18 protein-coding genes are annotated in these 15,944 nt (G+C 66.8%); 8 read left to right on the top strand and 10 right to left on the bottom strand.

All coding sequences use genetic code 11. The features are described from left to right. Window positions 1-434: 434 nt before the first annotated feature. The 3 genes from HYG77_RS13935 to HYG77_RS13925 are packed head-to-tail and all read left to right on the top strand — an operon-like array spanning window position 435 to window position 3,112. Complete coding sequence (locus HYG77_RS13935) at window positions 435-1,406, top strand: DUF4328 domain-containing protein (protein WP_208962951.1); 972 nt, start codon at window positions 435-437, stop codon at window positions 1,404-1,406. Continuing rightward, complete coding sequence (locus HYG77_RS13930; RefSeq protein ID WP_109325965.1) at window positions 1,403-2,164, top strand: glycerophosphodiester phosphodiesterase; 762 nt, start codon at window positions 1,403-1,405, stop codon at window positions 2,162-2,164. The genes HYG77_RS13935 and HYG77_RS13930 overlap by 4 nt, the downstream gene beginning before the upstream one ends. A gap of 33 nt (window positions 2,165-2,197) precedes the next feature. Then, the gene (locus HYG77_RS13925; protein WP_109325966.1) at window positions 2,198-3,112 is read left to right on the top strand and encodes a DUF5926 family protein; all 915 of its coding nucleotides are present in this window, start codon (window positions 2,198-2,200) and stop codon (window positions 3,110-3,112) included. A 68-nt stretch (window positions 3,113-3,180) separates the two neighbouring features. Here HYG77_RS13925 and HYG77_RS13920 read toward each other — a convergent pair whose 3' ends face one another. The 5 genes from HYG77_RS13920 to HYG77_RS13900 all read right to left on the bottom strand — a co-directional run bounded on the left by HYG77_RS13920 (window position 3,181) and on the right by HYG77_RS13900 (window position 7,554). Next, window positions 3,181-3,726 (bottom strand): ferritin, encoded by a 546-nt coding sequence (locus HYG77_RS13920; protein WP_109325981.1) that lies wholly within the window; start codon window positions 3,724-3,726, stop codon window positions 3,181-3,183. 144 nt (window positions 3,727-3,870) lie between these two features. Next, entirely contained in the window at window positions 3,871-4,422 is a 552-nt protein-coding gene (locus HYG77_RS13915) for a ferritin (RefSeq protein WP_208962950.1), read from the bottom strand. A gap of 24 nt (window positions 4,423-4,446) precedes the next feature. After that, window positions 4,447-5,670 carry an LCP family protein gene (locus tag HYG77_RS13910; protein ID WP_244461309.1) on the bottom strand — a complete coding sequence of 408 codons (1,224 nt, stop codon included), beginning with the start codon at window positions 5,668-5,670 and terminating at the stop codon, window positions 4,447-4,449. A gap of 264 nt (window positions 5,671-5,934) precedes the next feature. Then, window positions 5,935-6,747 carry a CPBP family intramembrane glutamic endopeptidase gene (locus HYG77_RS13905; RefSeq protein WP_208962949.1) on the bottom strand — a complete coding sequence of 271 codons (813 nt, stop codon included), beginning with the start codon at window positions 6,745-6,747 and terminating at the stop codon, window positions 5,935-5,937. Between the two features lie 42 nt (window positions 6,748-6,789). Next, window positions 6,790-7,554 (bottom strand): DUF2470 domain-containing protein, encoded by a 765-nt coding sequence (locus HYG77_RS13900; RefSeq protein ID WP_208962948.1) that lies wholly within the window; start codon window positions 7,552-7,554, stop codon window positions 6,790-6,792. Between the two features lie 93 nt (window positions 7,555-7,647). Between HYG77_RS13900 and HYG77_RS13895 the strand changes: the two genes are divergently transcribed. From HYG77_RS13895 to HYG77_RS13880, 4 genes are all read left to right on the top strand, one after another. Continuing rightward, window positions 7,648-8,340 (top strand): hypothetical protein, encoded by a 693-nt coding sequence (locus HYG77_RS13895; protein ID WP_208962947.1) that lies wholly within the window; start codon window positions 7,648-7,650, stop codon window positions 8,338-8,340. A 35-nt stretch (window positions 8,341-8,375) separates the two neighbouring features. Continuing rightward, on the top strand, window positions 8,376-9,311 hold the full coding sequence (gene pheA / locus HYG77_RS13890; RefSeq protein ID WP_109325989.1) for a prephenate dehydratase: 936 nt from the start codon (window positions 8,376-8,378) through the stop codon (window positions 9,309-9,311). Then, window positions 9,308-9,979 (top strand): histidine phosphatase family protein, encoded by a 672-nt coding sequence (locus HYG77_RS13885; RefSeq protein WP_208962946.1) that lies wholly within the window; start codon window positions 9,308-9,310, stop codon window positions 9,977-9,979. Before pheA ends, HYG77_RS13885 begins: the two co-directional genes overlap by 4 nt. A gap of 64 nt (window positions 9,980-10,043) precedes the next feature. After that, window positions 10,044-11,438, top strand: coding sequence for a lipase maturation factor family protein (locus HYG77_RS13880; protein WP_208962945.1), 1,395 nt, complete (start codon window positions 10,044-10,046; stop codon window positions 11,436-11,438). Window positions 11,439-11,476: 38 nt separating this feature from the next. Here the strand turns inward: HYG77_RS13880 and HYG77_RS13875 are convergent, their stop codons facing one another. From HYG77_RS13875 to HYG77_RS13855, 5 genes are all read right to left on the bottom strand, one after another. After that, entirely contained in the window at window positions 11,477-12,226 is a 750-nt protein-coding gene (locus HYG77_RS13875; RefSeq protein WP_244461308.1) for an ESX secretion-associated protein EspG, read from the bottom strand. Window positions 12,227-12,264: 38 nt separating this feature from the next. Then, on the bottom strand, window positions 12,265-13,470 hold the full coding sequence (locus HYG77_RS13870; RefSeq protein ID WP_208962943.1) for a PPE family protein: 1,206 nt from the start codon (window positions 13,468-13,470) through the stop codon (window positions 12,265-12,267). A gap of 34 nt (window positions 13,471-13,504) precedes the next feature. Further along, on the bottom strand, window positions 13,505-13,810 hold the full coding sequence (locus HYG77_RS13865; RefSeq protein ID WP_109325999.1) for a PE family protein: 306 nt from the start codon (window positions 13,808-13,810) through the stop codon (window positions 13,505-13,507). A gap of 150 nt (window positions 13,811-13,960) precedes the next feature. Then, window positions 13,961-14,311 carry a metallopeptidase family protein gene (locus tag HYG77_RS13860; protein ID WP_208962942.1) on the bottom strand — a complete coding sequence of 117 codons (351 nt, stop codon included), beginning with the start codon at window positions 14,309-14,311 and terminating at the stop codon, window positions 13,961-13,963. Between the two features lies 1 nt (window position 14,312). Beyond that, window positions 14,313-15,419 (bottom strand): septum formation family protein, encoded by a 1,107-nt coding sequence (locus HYG77_RS13855; protein WP_208962941.1) that lies wholly within the window; start codon window positions 15,417-15,419, stop codon window positions 14,313-14,315. Window positions 15,420-15,500: 81 nt separating this feature from the next. On the opposite strand from HYG77_RS13855, the gene HYG77_RS13850 reads away from it, so the two are divergent. Continuing rightward, entirely contained in the window at window positions 15,501-15,920 is a 420-nt protein-coding gene (locus tag HYG77_RS13850; RefSeq protein ID WP_109326002.1) for an ankyrin repeat domain-containing protein, read from the top strand. Window positions 15,921-15,944: the final 24 nt, after the last annotated feature.

The following is a 15,944-nucleotide window of genomic DNA, read 5'->3' as shown; positions in this document are numbered from 1 at the left end:
AACCAAACGGCACCGGGCCGCGTCAGATCAGGTGTCGGGGAAAATCTGCCCCGGCACGCGGTGGGGGAGAAGACGGCCGGTCCGGAGTTTTCGGGTTGCTTCGCGGGCAACCCGGCATGGAGGGGTAATTCCGGGCCGCGCCGTCGCCCAGCCGAATCGCATCGTTTACCGACCTGCGGTGTCAAGTTCATCCACGGTTGTGGACCGTTCATGTCGAGGCTGTCAACAACGGAGATTGTCCACGCCTTCTGACCAGGAATTGCGCGGTGTGAGCAGTGTTCATAACTGTGGATGAACCTGTGGAAACTGTGGATAACTCGAGAATCCCCGTGGCGCAGCTCACAAAATTGGCGGGAAAAGGACGAATCGGTCGCTGCCCGACCCCAACAGGTGTGTCGTGACAGAATCGGAACTGTGAAGTGGGTGCGGACGGCATGAGCGTCATTCAGGTGTGCGCACGATGCGCCGGCCGGTGGCCAGTTCTCGGCGCCCCGGCACAGTGGTGTCCTCGCTGTCACGGCGTGCTCCTCGCACCCATCCGGACGGAGCAGCAGCTTTCTCCCGATCAGCGAGGCTTCCGTTGGGTGGCGCGACCACCCCTCCGGCGTGGGGGGCTGGCCGCTGATCCTCCGGCGCCCACTCCGACACCCCACTACACCGACGTTCCGCGTTGGGGACTTCACGACCACGTCGATTCTCCTCATGGGGGGAGGAACTGGCCGGACGCACTCGCCGACAAGGCCGCCACCTTCCTGATCGTCACCGCCGGCCTGTACGCGCTGGCCGTGCCTGCCGAACTGGGTCGCTACGCCGTCCTCGTCTGGAACAGGACCCGTTTGGTCGACCCGACCGTGCTCGCCGTCTCGGATGTCGCCGTCTTCGTCACCCAAGCCGGTGGAATGCTCTTTGCCCTGCTGTCCGGCATCAGTGGCGTGTGCTGGCTGCTGCGGATCCGCCGCCGCACGTTCGCCCGGGAGCGAAGGTCGGATCCGCGTTCCGCCGGTGAACTGATCGTCGGCTGCGCCGTCCCCGGCCTCAACCTGGTGATGCCGGGTGTGTTCCTACTCGAGGTCGTCCGGCGAGATCCCCGAGCTGTCACGCTCGTGCGCGCGTGGTGGGCCATGTGGGTCTTCGGTGTCGTCCTCCTCGTCTTCAACTGGTTCTGGCGGTCCCGTCCCGGGTTGCAGGCCATGGCTGACGGCGTCCTCCTGTCTGCGTTCACCGCAATGATCGCGGCGGCCACCGCGCTGCTCGCCCTGCTGGTTCTGCGCAGACTCGAGGGCCGCACTCTGAAGGGGACGAAGGAAGCGGTCACCCGTTGGGTGATCGCCACCGATCCGCCGTCCGAATCGGAACTACCGGCAAAGAACTCGGGAACACCTGATCAGGAAGCGCTCGCCTCGTGAGCCCCGATCGGCGCGGACCGCTCGTCGTCGCGCATCGTGGTGCGTCCGCAGCCAAGCCCGAACACACCCTCGCCGCGTACGAACTCGCGCTGAGAGAGGGTGCCGACGGGCTCGAATGCGATGTGCGGCTCACGAAGGACGGCCACCTCGTGTGCGTCCACGATCGCACCATCGATCGCACCTCCGACGGCGTAGGCGTCGTCAGCGAGATGACGCGCGACGAGCTGGCCCAATACAACTACGGCACCGCCGAAGAGCCCGCCGAACTTCTCGAATTGAGTGCGCTCATCGAGCTCGCTCTCGCCTCGGCGAGGCCCGTCAAGGTGTTCATCGAAACCAAGCATCCCGTCAGGTTCGGCGGGCTCGTGGAAAGCAAGGTCCTGGCCGAGTTGCAGCGGTTCGGCATCGCGTCCCCGCCGTCGGCCGACCACTCGCGCGCCGTCGTGATGTCGTTCTCGGCCGGAGCCGTGTGGCGGATCCGGAGATCGGCGCCGATGCTTCCGACCGTGCTGCTGGGGGAGTCGGCCCGCTATCTCGGCGGAGGAGCGGCCACGACGGTCGGCGCCACCGCGGTGGGTCCCTCGGTCAAGACCCTGCACGAGCACCCCGACATGGTCGACAAGGCCGCGGCCGCAGGACGGGCCACCTACTGCTGGACCGTCGACGATCGGACCGATGTCGCTCTGTGTCGCGAACTCGGCGTCAGCTGGGTGGCTACCAACCACCCCGGGCGCACCAAGAATTGGCTGGCCTCCTGACCGAGGCTCTTCCGGCGTGTAGGTTTTGGCGTCGTGGCAAAGAAGAGCAAGAGAAACAGTGGACCGAAGCCCGACAGTGCCCGCGCCGAGAAGCTCGCGCAGCGGAAGGCGGAACGGGAAAGTGCCGCCGCGGCCGTGACGCGCCCCTTCGAAGGCCTCGCCGCGGAATGCGACCTCGTCGCGCTGCGTGAATTCGTCCCCTCCGCAACAGCACCGCTGCCGGTGAAGGACTCCTCGCGTCCGGTGACGTTGGCGACCGTCCTGCCGGGTGCCGTGGCGGCGCTCGTCCGTGACGAAGGCGAGGACGCCACCGGGTTCGTCGGTGTACAGGTCCAGGCGCACTCTGCGGACCTCGGTGCCGACTTGGCGGCCTCCGTCGTGTGGGTTCGAGACGCCGCGGCCGGAGAATCGCTGGCCTCCGCCAACCCCGGTGCCGACACCCCCGCACCGGCCGAGGTGATCGACGCGGACGCTCTGCTCGACATCACGGTGCACCAGGATTTCAACTGGTGGATCCCCGAAGGGGTGGAACCGGCACCCGAGGTCGCGACCACGGTGCAGCACGCCAACGCGGCAATCATGCCGTCCGCGCGGGTCGAAGCCGAAGGCGTCGTGGCGGCGTGGTGGGTAGATGCGGGCGAGAAGGCGCACATCCGCTGGGTGCGTCCCGAAAACGAGGACGACCTGATGCTGGCGCTGGCGCGGGTCCACGCCACCGGCGGGCTGCACCTGGGTGAAGGGTCGCGCTATGCCGGCTCCTTCCGGACGCACGGCCTTCTCGTTCCGGTCTTCGACCTGGATCGAGAGAAGCACCCCAACGAGTGGGCGGCCGCCACGGTCGAGCTCGGTGACCGACTCGCGCAGGCGCTGGCCGTCGATGCTCCGCTCACCACCGACGAGCGCCGCGCCCGCGACGGCCTCCGCGGTCGCCAGGTCACGTTGCGCTAGGCCCTCCGGGCCCGTGAGTGGTTAAGGAGTGCAGAGACTCGTTAACCACTCACGGGCGGCGGAGCCGCCTAGATGGCGCCGCCGGCAGCAGCAGGCGCTCCGGCGGTGTCGTCCACGACGCTCATCTCGCGAGCGACGAAGTCCTCCAGATGGAACATGTTGGCGCCCGCGCGGTCGGCGATGGCGAGCAGAGTGGTCATGCTGGCGACCTCCTCGACCTGTTCCTTGAGGAACCACTGCATGAACTGCTCACCGAGGTAGTCGCCCTCTTCGCGGGCGGTGCTCGCGAGCTGCACGATCTGCTCGGTGACCGTCTTCTCCTGCGTCAGAGCCAGCGCGATCGGCTCACGCGCATTCTCGAAGTTGCCCTTCGCGGCGTCGACACCCGACAGCTCCACGTTGATTCCGCGATCCAGGAAGTACTGGATGATCATCATCGCGTGATTGCGTTCCTCGACGGCCTGCTTGTAGAAGTGCTTGGCCAGCTGCGGAAGGTCCGCATTATCGAAATAGACGGCAGTCGCGGTGTACTGGTGTGACGCGTTGAATTCGTTGCGAATCTGGTCGTGCAGCAGAGCGTGGAATTTTGTCTTGTGCGCGTCAACGGAAGTCATGGGACACACGATATAGCTGGTCAGACGGCGTTGTCATGCAAGTTCTGCCTAATTATGGCAAGGGTTCCCAAACTTATTGCGGCCTAATTCGGCGCGAATTCCGCCGAATTATCGCGCACCGTTTCGGGTTTATCAGGGGCGCCTTCAGGCTCCACTACCTGCGGTCTTGGGCGCGGTCGAATCGGCGCGCGGGGCGGCGTTCATCTCCCGGGCGACGAAGTCTTCGACGTTGAACACATCGTGGCCCGCGCGGTCGACGATGGTCAGCAGGGTGTTCATGCCCGCAGTTTCCTCGACCTGCTCCTTGAGGAACCATTGCATGAACTGCTCGCCGAGGTAGTCCCCGTTGTCGCGGGCGGTGCGGGCGAGTTTCGTGATCTGCTCGGTGACCGCTTCTTCCTGTTTCAGCGCCAGTTCCACCGGTGCCCGCACCGAGTCGAAATCCGTGATCACGTCGTCGATACCCGGAACGGTCCTGTCCACGTGATTGTCGAGGAGGTACTGGATCATCATCATCGCGTGGCAGCGTTCCTCGGTGGCCTGGGTATAGAACCGCTTCGCCAACTGCGGGAGATGGTGGGAATCGAAGTAGACGGCCACCGCGATGTATTGCTGTGACGCCGTGAATTCGTTGCGGATCTGCTGTTGCAGCAGGTGGTGGAATTCACTGGGTTTCGTTGGCGCCGACTGTGTCATGCGGCTCAGTTTACGGATGCGGCGTCACTGGCCTGTGGTGACCAGTTCGGCGGGAACCTGCCGATCCTCGGCGAGGGCGCCGAAGAACTGCGACGCCCGTTCGTCGTCCCACACCAGCACGTTCCCCGAACCGTCGATATCCTCGAATCCGGCCACCGGGACCGTGGTGGTGACCATGTCACCGCGCACCGCCCAGGCGAGCATTGCGAGGTTCCAGATGTGATCGCCCTCGTCGACGCGCAACGACTTGGCTGTGTCGGTGACCAGCGGCCACACCCGGAACGGGTTCAGCCACGTTGCCGGGCTGGTGGCTTTCGCCATCAGCGCGGCCATGAACTTCCGCTGGTGGTTCATGCGGTCGATGTCGGCGAGCGCCGTTGCACGGGTGCGGACGAATCCGAGGGCGTCCGAGCCGGACAGCTCCTGGCAGCCGGGCGCCAGGTTGATGCCGGCGAGGGGGTCGTCGATGGGGGCATCCAGGCACATCTCGACACCACCGATGGCGTCGACGATCCCGGCGAAACCGCCGAACCCGATCTCGGCGTAGTGGTCGATGTGCAGCCCGGATGCTTCCTCGACCGTCTGCACCAGCAATTGCGGGCCGCCGAATGCGAACGACGCGTTGATCTTGTCCTCGCCGTAGCCCGGTATGGACACGTAGGAGTCGCGGGGGATGCTCACCATGGTCGCCGGCCCGCCGCTGCTCGGGAGGTGCATCACGATGATGGTGTCGGTGCGGTCGGGACCGCTGTTGCCGCCGGTCGACAACTCCTGCTCCTGTTCGGGTGTCAACCCGGTGCGGCTGTCCGACCCGACCAGCAGCCAGTTGGTGCCGGGGGTGTCGCCGACCCGGCCGTCGTAATCGGCGAGGGCGTCGACCCGGTTCAGGGAGGTGTCCAGGTAGTAGGTCATGCCGGCGAGGGCAAGGATCAACACCAGGAAGAGGATGCCGATGCGACTGCCCCAGTTTCGCCGGCGTCTGGGTCTGCGTTGACGCGGTGGTTCGGGGTTGCGGGGAGGCGCGAGCGGGGGCGGCGGGTTGCGAGGGGGGCGCCGATCCGGGACATACGCCTGTCGGTACTGCGGCGCCTGACGATACTGCGGTGGCTCACGATAGGGCTGCGGCGTCTGGGTGGGCGCGTAGCCGTCCGAGCGAGGAGGCGCGGACCGCGACAATCGCGGTTCGGGCGCCTGCGACCACGCCTGCTGCGGGGCGGGTGGGGTGCCTCGCCCGTCTCGCCGGATCACCTGGGTTCCTTCCGGAGGCGGACCTGTTGGGCCGGGGCGGGGCGCCGGGTGCCGGGGTCGCGGCGGCGGCGGTCCCGGAGATCCTCGTGGCGGAACGCGAGGAGGCGGAGGCGGGGCGGAACCGTGCGGGCCGGGAGGTGGGGTACGGCGGTTCGGCGACTGCGGCGCGGGCCCGCCGCCCTGCGTCCGCCGATGCGGACGGGGCGGCAGCGGTGGATAGTGTGCGTCGCCGGTCACCCGCACGACTTTACTGGTCTCGAAGGATTACGGAATCCAGCCGACGTGGCCACGCAGTGCCGCGTAGCCGACGAAAGCCACCGAGTCGATGGTGGCGTGCGCGATCACGAGTGGCCACATCCGGCCGGTCTTCTGCCAGTACCGGCCGAACACCACACCCATCGCCACATTGCCCAGCCCGCCGCCGAAGCCCTGGTAGAGGTGGTAGGTGCCACGCAGCAGGGCCGACGCCAGCAGGGACGAGTTCTCGCTCCATCCCAGTTGCCGCAGTCGGGTGACGAGATAGGCGACGACCAGTACCTCCTCGGCCCCCGAGTTGGCGATCGCCCAGAGGACGAGGACGGGAAGCCGCCACCAATGGTCACCGATCGTGCTCGGGACGACGGTCAGGTTGGCGCCCACCGCACGCGCCAGCAAGTAGAAGCCGAGGCCGGGGAGCCCGATCAGCGCAGCCAGCCCGACACCCTGTATCGCGTCGGGTCGCCACCGGATCCGCCCCAGCCCCACCGAGGCGAGGCTGATGCCGCCACGCCACAGGAGATACAGACCCAGCGCCGCCCAGGACAGCAGTTTTACGACACCGAGCAGCTGCCGTGCCGCATCGATGAACTGGTTCTCCGCGCGTGCGACGTTCAGCGCCACCGCTTGGTCGGCGAGGTCACCGGGCGTCAGCAGGGACTCGGTCAGCGACAGCAATCCCGACAACCCGCTGGTCCCGAAGGTGACGAGCAGGACGATCGTGATTTCGATCCACAGCCCGCGGCGTTCCTTCGCCGGCACCACCGGCAGCTCGGGTGATGCGGGGCGTAACCAGGAGTCGAGCGTTGTCCGCGAGATCACGCGGCAACGCTAGCGCGCGGGACCCTGAGTTGCCGATGCCGATCAGCCGCGGGCGCGCAGACCGTTGACGAAGGGGCATCCGACGAGCAGTCGTATCGCCCGGCTCAGCGACAGGGCGTCGTCCACCGGATTCGCGAACGGCATCCAGATGTCGCGGTCACCGTTGTCGCTCTCGACGCGCAACCGCAACCCGTAGCGGTCGATGCCGAGCGGACGGATGCGTCCCTGCCGCATGTGCGGTGGAAGCTTGCGGGAGAGCAGGTCGATGAGGTCGGTGTGATCCTCGTCGAGGTGCTGAAGCCAGGCCGTTTCCATTTCCCAGAACGGGTCGGGCCTGGCTGCGAGCAGGTCGGGAAGGGAGACGGGTTCGGCGCCGGTCGAGTCGGCGACGACGGCTGATTCGAGCCGTAGCTGCAACAGCGTGGCGTCGTGCCCGACGTCGAGCAGTCCGGGATGCGGGTATTCGGAGGCGACCTCGTCCGCGAGGGCGCGGGTGTGCGCCTCGCACAGGGAGTGAAGGGTGCCCCGTAGCCAGACGAGTGATCGCACGGGCTCGCGGAGTGGGAGCGGGGAATTGTCGGTCAGCTCCAGGACCGCGGGGATTCCGCTGCCACCGGCCAACCAGGACAGGGTGGCTGCCGCCGAGTCGGTCGGCACCGCGACGACGACGTCTCCGCCGGCGCGCAGGTGGTGGACGGACGTGACCGTAGGAGCGCTGCCCTCGACAGCGAGTACTGCCTCCTGGGTCCGTGCGCACGAACTACGCACACGCTCGGCGGTGGTCGGTCCGGTAGTCGTGACGGGCATGGAGCCTCCTTCGAGAGCAGCGATACTGAGGTAAACCTAACCTAATCTGACGTGCGTCGGTTGGCAAGACCACCGCAGGATTACGGTGTGGAGGTGGCAATTCCTCTTTCCCTTGGAGTTCCGCGTTCGCGCGGACCGCAGTCGCTGCTCGAAGGCCTGCTCAGCGCGGCACCCACCGCCGGAGTATCCGCGGACACGATCGGAGGAACAGTCGGGCCCCGGGTGGTTCTTGCGTCCACTCTGATCGGCTGCCACGGCACCGACGCGGGCCGCATCATCGTCGGCCTCGACATCGACCCCGCCGAGCTGCGTACCCGAGAACAGGCGTCCTACGAGGCAGTCCGATTCCACCTCGACTGCCCTGCGGCGCAGCTCGGCGACGCACTCGCGTTGCGACTGCCCTCGCCGCTCGCCGTGTTCGTCGGCGACGGCGAGCTCGGGCTCGCAGAATCGGCGCAGCAACTCGCCGATGCCGGACGCATCCCCGGCCTGGGCAGTGGATGCTCCATCGGTGAGGTGGCCGATTTCCTTGCGGTCCTCGCCCATGCGGACGTCGGATACGTGGCCAGGGCGTGTGACGCCGCCGAGGTGCTCGCCCTGTTGTCCGGCACCGTCGCGTCGCTGCGCGGAGACAACGTCCGGTCGGCTCTCGCCGACCCGACCGCGGAGAAGCTTACGGCGCTCGGTCCGGAGGCGGCCGAGGCTGTCCGGGAAGTGCTGCTGGGCATCGAGGTGAGCGATCCCGCCCGGGTGAGTCGCGAACTCGCCGCCGCCGGGTTGCGATAAAGATTCACCGCATAGCGCCGGGCCGTCAACTCTCGATGCGTAATCTCATAGGCGTGCCAAAGATCGCGTACTTCGGACCCTCGGGAACCTTCACGGAAATGGCGCTCGCCGAACTCGAGGGGGCGGGCGCCTTCGACGGGCCGGTCGAACGCGTCGCCGCGTCCAGCCCCCCGGCCACGCTCGAGCTGGTACGCGACGGTGTGGTCGACGGTGCCGTCGTCCCCATCGAGAGCTCTGTCGAGGGGGCTGTGGTGCCCACGCTGGACTCCCTGGCCCTGGGCGAACGGCTACAGATCGTCGCGGAGACCGAACTGGACGTGGCGTTCGAAATTCTGGGTCGACCCGGCATCGATCGCCTCGACCAGGTGCGGACCGTGCGCGCCTATCCCGTCGCCGCCGGCCAGGTGCGGACCTGGCTGGACAAGAACTGCCCCGACGCCGAGATTCAGACCGCATCGTCCAATGCGGGTGCGGCCGAGGACGTCTCGCATGGTCTCGCCGACGCCGCGGTATCGACCGCGCTGGCCGGCAGGCGTCTCGGATTGCACGCACTGGCCAGCAGTGTCGCGGACGTCGCCGGCGCGCGGACGCGGTTCGTGCTCGTCACCGCCCCGACGCGGGTCCCGCCGCGCACCGGTAGCGACCGGAGCTCCGCGGTGCTGCAGCCCGACAACGAACCCGGATCGCTCGTCAGCGTCCTCTCCGAGTTCGCCACTCGTGGAATCGACCTCATCCGCATCGAATCCCGGCCCGTTCGCACCGAACCCGGCTCCTACCGGTTCTTCGTCGACTGCATCGGTCACCTCGACGATCCGCTGGTCGCCGAGGCGTTCCGCGCGCTGCACCGCAAGTCGACCGTGCGCTTCCTCGGCTCGTGGCCGGCCGCGAACCCGAGTGGTCCGCCCCCGCCGTCCGACGGAGACGCGGCGGACTGGATCGAACGAATCCGTCAGGGAGACAGGGAACTGTGAGCGGCAAGCTGATTCTCGTACGGCACGGACAGACCGAGGCGAACGTCGAACGCCGACTCGACACACGGCTGCCCGGCGCACCGCTGACCCCGGATGGGCAGGCCCAGGCCGACGCTCTCGGGGCCCGGCTCGCGGCCCGTGCGTCGCTCGCTGCGCTCGTCAACTCGGAGGCCCTGCGCGCCCGGCAGACGGCGAACGCGGTCGAACGTGCCACCGGGCTTACCGCCCAGACCCGTGAGGGGTTGCACGAGGCGCAGGCGGGTGAACTCGAGGATCGCCGTGACGATGAATCGCACGCCCTGTTCATGAAGACATTCCACCTGTGGCACGCGGGTGAGCTGGGAGCCCGCGTACCCGGTGGCGAATCCGCTCACGACATCCTCGACCGCTACGTGCCGGTCGTCGATGCCCTGCGCGCGGAGTATCTCGACGATCCGAACCGATCGGGAGATGTCGTCCTCGTCAGCCACGGCGCCGCGATCCGCCTCGTCGCCGCACAGCTGGCGGATGTTCCCGGGCTGTTCGCCGCCAATAACCACCTCGCGAACACGGAGTCGGTCGAGTTGGTACCGACCCCCGGCGGAGGCTGGGAATGTGTGCGGTGGGGAACGATCGAGCCGCCGTTCGAACATCGCGTGATTCCCGGGGCCGACGACCCGATGGGGTGAATGCGTTGCGGACTTCCACCCGCTGCGCGACGATGGAGAAAACCGTCCTCGAGGAGTGACGGCAATGGAATGGTTCGTAGCCGAAGACTATTCCCTCGGGCGGCTGCTCGTCACCGAGGGGCTCGCGGCGATCTACCTTGTCGCCTTCCTGGGCGCGGTGCATCAGTTCAGGCCGCTCGTCGGTAGTGACGGCATGATGCCGATTCCGCGGTTCCTGCGGGCCGTCCCCTTCGCACGCGCACCGAGTGTCTTTCACTTCCACTACTCGGATCGGTTCTTCGCGGCAGTTGCCTGGACTGGCGCCGGGTTGGCACTCGCGACTCTGCTGGGTGCGACGCAATTCATGCCGCTTGCCGCCTGCATGCTGGTGTGGTTGGTGCTGTGGATCCTCTACCTGTCGATCGTCAACGTCTCGCAAATCTGGTACAGCTTCGGCTGGGAGTCGCTACTCCTCGAAGCCGGGTTTCTGGCGATTTTCCTCGGTAACTCCTCCGTCGGTCCGCCGATTCTGGTGCTGATCGCGGTGCGGTGGTTATTGTTCCGGCTCGAGTTCGGCGCCGGACTGATCAAGATGCGCGGCGACAAATGCTGGCGTGACCTCACCTGCCTCTACTATCACCACGAAACCCAGCCGATGCCCGGCCCGCTCAGCTGGTACTTCCACCGAATGCCGAAAAGACTCCACCGGCTCGAGGTGCTGGGAAATCACTTCGCGCAATTAGTGATGCCGTTCGGGCTGTTTGCGCCCCAGCCGGTGGCGGCGATCGCCGCGGCCGTCATGATCATCACTCAACTGTGGCTGGTGGCGAGCGGTAACTTCTCCTGGCTGAACTGGATCACGATCGTGCTGGCTCTGTCGGTCATCCCGGACAGTGTGTTCGAGATGGTTGTGCCGGTATCGCTCCCGGAGGGAAGTTCGTCGGCGCCGCTGTATTTCGTTGTCCTGGTGGTCGCTGTGACAGCGTTGGTGGTGGTGCTGAGTTACTGGCCGATCCGCAACATGATCTCGCACGGTCAGCGGATGAATGCGTCGTTCAACTCGTGGCATCTGGTGAACACCTACGGCGCCTTCGGCAGCGTCACCAAAGTTCGGTACGAAGTGATCGTGGAGGGGACATCCGACTCGGCGATCACCGCGCAGTCCGAATGGAAGGAGTACGAGTTCAAGGGAAAACCGGGTGATGTGAATCGCCGGCCACGGCAGTTCGCGCCGTACCATCTGCGGCTCGATTGGTTGTTCTGGTTTATTCCGATCTCACCGGGCTACGCCGATCCATGGTTTCCCGCCTTCGTGGAGCGGCTGCTGAGGAACGACCGCGACACGCTGAAACTCCTGCGCCACAATCCTTTCCCCGACGCCCCACCTCAACATGTGCGTGCACGCTTGTACCGCTACCGGTTCACCACCTGGAAGGAGCGCCGCGAGACGGGGGCGTGGTGGAAGCGTGAACCGTTGTAGCTCAGTGCAGAACCGCTGCAACTCAGTGCAATCTGAGCTCAGTGCAATCTGTCGGCCAGGAACTCGAGGGCCTGGCGCAGACGTTGTGGTGTACCCGGGCTCAGAGAAGACCAGGCGACGCCATGCGCGGATACGCTGGATGTGCCGACGATTCGCCCTTTGTGCGTGTCGAATACGGTAACGGGACCACCGACGGGGTCGTACTGCCCGTCGCCGTACACGATTCCCACTATTTCGGCGTAGGTGTTGCAGGTTGCCATCGCGGTGCCCAACGCGGTGGCATCGGACGGCGCGACACCGAGTGCGGTGAGGCCGGCTGCGAGAGCTTTACCGTCACCCCCCGCGTCGAACACCTCACCGAGTTGGGCAGTGGGTGCGTTGACCACGCCGAAGTCCATCGGCTCCGCGGTGCCGAGGGCAGCGATGACCGGCGCAAAGATGTCGACGCCGGCGTCCTGCACCACGTAGGTGTCGCCGGCGCGCATGGTGAGCACCGACATGGTGTCGCCCCGGGAAACACACAACCGCGAGATGCTTCCGTCGACGTACCAGCGCAGAGCAATTTCCCACCGCGGGCGGGCAAGAACCTGCAGCCCGGCAGCAAGCTCGGCGCGAACCTCACCGCCCGGGAGGAGATCCCGGGCGGTGAGGCCGGCGACGGCGTCGCGAAACGCTGTGTCCCTGGCTTCGTACGAGTCGTACCGCGGGCCGGCGTCGAGCACCACCGGCAGGACGTCGAGCGCGAGCCGGTCGACGAGGACATCCATCTCGTCGAGGCTCAGGGTCACCGCCGGCAGGGTCGGTCCCGCCTGGGTGCCCAGGTCTATCAACGTCCGCTCTCCGGGTGGTCGGGGTTGGCGCCGATCACCGAAGGAATGACCGTGCGTCCGTCGGCGAAGTGCTCGAAGTTTTTCAGATAATCGGGGGTGTCCCGTTCTTCGTCGTCCTGCGAACCGGCCGGACCCGCGCCGCGCCCGCTCATCATGGGTCCGCTACCCGTTGCTCCACGTGCCGCCGTAGCGGGATTCATGTCGGCCCGGACGTCTCCGATCACTGCGCCGGGTGTGGCCGCGGGCGCTCCGGGCCGAGCACCCTGGCCCAGAGCATCCGTCTTTCCCCAGCCCTCGGGAAGAGTCGCACCGCCGGCTCCCGTCCCGGCACCGAGCGCACCGGCCGACGTCCGTGCTGCCGCCGTCGACGTGGAAGCCGCGCCGCCACCGCTGTACGAGCCACCCGACGGCATCGGCGCACCAGCCATCATCGGGGTGGCCGCCGAGCTGGTGGCCGCGGACAGCGCCGCCCCACCGATGTTGCTCGCCGCCGACGTGGCGGTGGAAACGGTGGTACCGGCGATACTGCCGACCTGCGATGCGGCGGTGGTGACCGCGGGATTCTGACCGGCCGCCATCAGCGCGGCGGCGGCGGCCCGTGTCGGGTCGAAGTTGCCGTCCTGCGGGACGTCCTCGAAGGTTCCGACCTCTTTGGAATCGGCCTTGGTGACGATGCGTGGGGGCTGCTTGTACGTGCGTTTGAGCGCGAGGATGTTGGATGCGGCCTCGTACCCCTCCATCACGAGCCCTGCCCGGATGTCCATCGCCCGGTCGGCGGCCTCGGCGACTGCCGCGGAACCGTTGAGGGCACCGCCCGTCGAGTAGGCGGTGGCCTTCGCGGTCTTGACCGCCACGATCTCGGGAATGCTGGGCATGATGAGGGCGGCCGTCGTGTATGCGCCCGCCTCGAGTCCGGCCTTGACGGCGGTGTCTGCCGCCAGTTCGGCGCACTCGGCCGTCCATACCGTGAACGGCGTGATCTTGGCGAGTGCGGCCACGGCCGATACGCCCTGCCAGCCGGCGGCCAGCTCGGCCATCACCCGAACGAGCGTGAGGTTGGCGTCGACGAAGCTGGCGGACAGCGCAGTCCATGCAGCGCTCGCCACGCTGAGCGGCACCGGGCCTGCGCCCGCGATGAGCGTGGTCGAGTTGACGGTTGCCCCGCGGGGCAACCAGATGACACCTGTCAGTCCCATGGTCATGTGCGATTCTCCTACTGGTCTCGAGGCGTACCGGTCACATGCCCGCAGCGAGCGACGCGCCCAGGGCAAAGTCCTCGGCGGCGTACAGAGCGGCTTGGGTGCGGAGCGTGTTCGCGGTCTCCCGCATCTCGAGAATTCCTTGGGCGACAGCAGGAGTGAACGTTCCTGCGACCGTGTTGAAGTAACCGGCGGCATGGAGGGAGACTTCTTCGCTCCCCGACGGGAGTACCCGGATTGCTGCGGAGTTCAGTGCGACCGAAGCCTCGAGGCGCGCGGCGAGCGCGTCGAGTTCTACGGCGGCGGCGACAAGAGCTTCGGGTGCGACGTGCAGAGCTGGCATTGCGTCGAACTCCTTCTGACCTAGGCGGGTGCGGAAGGCAGCTGCCCCCCGGCAAGCGAACTGCATGGTGCAGCGTCCCTACTTCCTTGGACGCCGCCACGCGCTCTTCGGTTCCCCCCGATCCCGAGAAAAAATTCTCGGGAAAACCGTTCATCCCCAGCCGAGCTCGTGCAAGCGATCTTCTTCTATCCCGAAGTAGTGTGCAACCTCGTGGATCACGGTAATGGCCACTTCGTGAACGACTTCCTCCTCTGAACTGCACATTTCGAGGAGGGCGTCGCGGTAGATGGTAATCGTATCGGGTAGCGAACCGCCGTAATGACTGTCCCGTTCGGTCAGCGCTATACCGTGGTACAGCCCGAGGAGATGCGGATCGTCTTCGTTGCGGTCGTCGACGAGGACGACGACGTTGTCGATTGCGGTCGCGAGTTGAGGCGGAATCAGATCGAGAGCGTCCCCCACCAATTCCTCGAATCGGTCGGGCGTCATCAGAACCGGCACCTCAGCGCCCGGGAACCGGAGCTGCGCCGGGAAGCGGTGTCGGCATCGACCTGCCCTCCGGAGTAGGCGGTGGTGGTACCGGCGCTGCGCCGTTGATCAGGATGTCGCCCTTGGCGGACCCGGTGATGGTCGAGAAGCCGCCGGTGTCGGTCTCCTTGCCCACCGAACAGTTGATGCGCCTGCTGCCCGCCAGCCAGCTGTCGAGTTCCAGGTTGTCCCAGAACAGGGTGAGGGTCTTGTTCCGCAACGCGTCCGCCGAGCCGAGAAATTCGTTGGACGCCTGGGTGCACACGCCCTCGAGGTACTTGTCCTGATCTTCGACCGACGGCATCGAACCCGGGAACTGGGTGCCGAGATCGACCACGGAGATCACCTCGTACGCGTGGGGCTGCACGCAGTCGACGGGATCGGTGGGGACATTCTGATTGATGCCGATGCAGGTGCCGGGATCCCAGACATTGGATTGGTCCTGCTCGGCCACCCGCCCACTGAAAGGCAGCAAAGTGCCTGCGGTGCCAGAGAATTGGAGACCGCACCGCAGGGTGCGCTCCCCGGCGGTCCAGCCTGCCTCGCTGGGGAACATGAGACCGACGCTGAACTTCCCGTAAGGGTCGAAACGCGAACCCAGGTAGGTCTCGACGGCGGGCACGCAGTGCTCGTCCCGCAGCTCGGCGAACCGCAGGGCGCCCGGGTAGCGCGAACCCGGGCCGAACTCTGCGCCCGGGTAGACACTGAGATCCAGAGGGGCCGCCACCTCGAAACGGTGCTCCTCGGAGCAGTCGACTTTCGCGACGTCCTTGCGATCCTCTTTCGGATCGTTCGACGGTGTCCAGTCGAGGCAGTCGCCCGCGATCGCCGATGCGAAAGCCTCCCCTTCCACCGACGCGGTGGCCTGGGGTCCGGGGTCGCCCGAGTGGGTGCGTAGATTCTCGCTGCGCTCGAACCCACCTGCGATCGCGAAGGTCGCGATCGCCGCGACCACGGCGCCGATCGCGACAGCAGCGAGCGCGCGACGCGTCGTGGTCGCGGACATGGTGCGGGGTGCCTTGGTCGGTTGCCCGGCGTTCCCGGGCTGCGGTTCGGCACCGTTCGGCTGATCTGAGGACATCGTTTTCCATCATGCCCGTTCCGGTGCGAGAAGCAGAACAACTCCTTCGATCAGGTTCGCGGCGGGGTAGCTTCGAGTGCCATGAACGACCATTCGCAGCCCTCCGCCGAACCTGTGGATCCGGAACTCCAGGAACTCGCGGGCCGGGTGTTCGATGCCGCACGCGCGGGTGACGCAGTGGCGTTGGCCACGTACATCGACGCCGGGGTCCCGGTGAACCTCACCAACCAGAACGGCGACACCCTCGTCATGCTGGCCGCCTACCACGGCCATGCCGAGGCGGTCCAGGCTCTGATCGACCGCGGTGCCGACGTCAACCGACTCAACGACAAGGGCCAGTCACCGCTGGCAGGGGCGTTGTTCAAGGGTGAGGACGGGGTGGTGTGCACCCTCGTCGCGGGCGGTGCCGACCCCACAGCCGGGCACCCCACCGCGGTGGACGCCGCGCGCATGTTCGGCCGGGAAGATCTCCTGAGCCTGCTGGAACCGAAACCCGAATGAGCGCGCCGGAGGCGCCCGGTAGGG

The sequence above is a fragment of the Rhodococcus sp. ZPP genome, assembly GCF_017656075.1.
Taxonomy (GTDB): Bacteria; Actinomycetota; Actinomycetes; order Mycobacteriales; family Mycobacteriaceae; genus Rhodococcus_F; species Rhodococcus_F oxybenzonivorans.
Note: the sequence above shows the minus strand (reverse complement) of the source record. Positions and strands in the feature narration are given on the sequence as shown.

What these genes read in the sequence shown, in the direction of transcription:
- HYG77_RS13920 (WP_109325981.1), bottom strand. Translation starts at nt 3,726, where the DNA reads ATGACTTCCGTTGACGCGCACAAGACAAAATTCCACGCTCTGCTGCAC.
- HYG77_RS13850 (WP_109326002.1), top strand. Translation starts at nt 15,501, where the DNA reads ATGAACGACCATTCGCAGCCCTCCGCCGAACCTGTGGATCCGGAACTC.
- HYG77_RS13855 (WP_208962941.1), bottom strand. Translation starts at nt 15,419, where the DNA reads ATGTCCTCAGATCAGCCGAACGGTGCCGAACCGCAGCCCGGGAACGCC.
- HYG77_RS13880 (WP_208962945.1), top strand. Translation starts at nt 10,044, where the DNA reads ATGGAATGGTTCGTAGCCGAAGACTATTCCCTCGGGCGGCTGCTCGTC.
- HYG77_RS13870 (WP_208962943.1), bottom strand. Translation starts at nt 13,470, where the DNA reads ATGACCATGGGACTGACAGGTGTCATCTGGTTGCCCCGCGGGGCAACC.
- HYG77_RS13915 (WP_208962950.1), bottom strand. Translation starts at nt 4,422, where the DNA reads ATGACACAGTCGGCGCCAACGAAACCCAGTGAATTCCACCACCTGCTG.
- HYG77_RS13900 (WP_208962948.1), bottom strand. Translation starts at nt 7,554, where the DNA reads ATGCCCGTCACGACTACCGGACCGACCACCGCCGAGCGTGTGCGTAGT.
- HYG77_RS13935 (WP_208962951.1), top strand. Translation starts at nt 435, where the DNA reads ATGAGCGTCATTCAGGTGTGCGCACGATGCGCCGGCCGGTGGCCAGTT.
- HYG77_RS13865 (WP_109325999.1), bottom strand. Translation starts at nt 13,810, where the DNA reads ATGCCAGCTCTGCACGTCGCACCCGAAGCTCTTGTCGCCGCCGCCGTA.
- pheA (WP_109325989.1), top strand. Translation starts at nt 8,376, where the DNA reads ATGCGTAATCTCATAGGCGTGCCAAAGATCGCGTACTTCGGACCCTCG.